The sequence below is a fragment of the Streptococcus sp. 10F2 genome (genome assembly GCF_054331515.2).
Window position 1 is genome coordinate 1 of sequence record NZ_JBTGGE020000114.1, and the last position, 905, is coordinate 905.

At 37.6% G+C, this 905-nt stretch carries 1 protein-coding gene; it reads right to left on the minus strand.

Features of this window, described 5'->3' with window-relative positions; genetic code table 11:
* Positions 1–880, minus strand: an 880-nt coding sequence (locus ACXM1Q_RS09285; RefSeq protein WP_458517810.1) for an IS110 family RNA-guided transposase, incomplete at its 3' end; no start/stop codon positions are given.
* Positions 881–905: the final 25 nt, after the last annotated feature.

The window sequence follows — 905 nt, forward strand, 5'->3', positions numbered from 1 at the left end:
TAAAACGACGAATATCACCAAGTTCACCAATAATACTGGTTGCAGTAGTTTTAGCGATTCCAGGTATGGAGAGGAGAATCTCATATTCTGGTAATGGTTCGGCTAGGGTCACCATCTCGTCTAGAATACTTTGTCTATGTTGTGTCAGACGAAGTAATTCTTTGGCATAGTAACGAGCTTCTTCTATCATGCAAGAATCTTTCTTGACTGCACAATAGGATTGATTGGCTAACTCTTGTAATTTGTCTACAAGATTCGCAATCCTTTGTTTTGAGCTTCGCTTTGAAGTGGAATTTTGGATTTTTTCAGCTATTTCTTCCGGTGATAAAGCCAAGATTTCGTACTTACTAGGGAACTCTAAGATTAGATTCCAGTATTGCTCACCACTCGGTGTTGATAAGATTCCTTCAATTTCAGGAAACGTTAGTTGTAGTACTTTATGCAAGCGATTCTTAGTTCGAACAATGTCCTCAGTCATATTTTGATAGAAACGGCTCAGATTTCGAAGTTCATTGTAAACCTCTTCTTGAATGTAAGTTGATTTACGATTGGAATTTACCTGAATGAGAGCCAACTTTTCTGCGTCAATTTTATCTGTTTTTCGGACACGTAAACCATCCATCTGTTTCTTTGATTCGAGTGGATTCAAACGAACGTAGGAATAATGGTTTTCCTCCAGAAAGGCTTGAAGTCTACGTGAATAAACTCCTGTAGCTTCGAAGATAATCTCAGGTGAAGAGACAGTTTTCAAATCCTTTAATAATTTTGAGAAACCAATTGCATCATTAGTGATACTATAGCTGATCGTTCTATTTGTATCAACGAAAACCGCGACTTCTGAACTCGCCTTACTGACATCAATGCCAAAAACAACTCTCATGATATTACCTCACTTTGTCTTGAAT